Source organism: Streptomyces wedmorensis (assembly GCF_000716445.1).
Taxonomy (GTDB): Bacteria; Actinomycetota; Actinomycetes; order Streptomycetales; family Streptomycetaceae; genus Streptomyces; species Streptomyces wedmorensis.
Genome location: NZ_JNWK01000201.1, coordinates 1 through 275, shown reverse-complemented (window position 1 = coordinate 275; position 275 = coordinate 1). Strand labels below are relative to the sequence as shown.

At 70.5% G+C, this 275-nt stretch carries 1 protein-coding gene; it reads left to right on the top strand.

Going from position 1 to position 275, the window contains the following annotated elements; translation table 11 throughout:
* The coding region (locus OO54_RS41100) for an SNF2-related protein (RefSeq protein ID WP_245236761.1) at nucleotides 1-275 on the top strand (275 nt) is incomplete at both ends.

The window sequence follows — 275 nt, the reverse complement described above, 5'->3', positions numbered from 1 at the left end:
CGCCGCTCTCAGTGCTGAACCACTGGAAGGACGAGATCACCGCCACCGCGCCGGGCACCCCCGTCCGCGTCCTGCACGGCCCGCGCTCCACCCTCCACCACCTGGAACCCCACGCGATCGTCCTGATGACCTACCAGGCCCTGCCCTCCCGCCACACAGCCCTGCTCGCGCAGCGCTGGTCGATGGTGGTGGCCGACGAGGCACAGAACATCAAGACCGCCCACGCCGTATGGGCACAGCGCCTGCGCTCCCTCAACTCCCACGCCCGGTTCGCC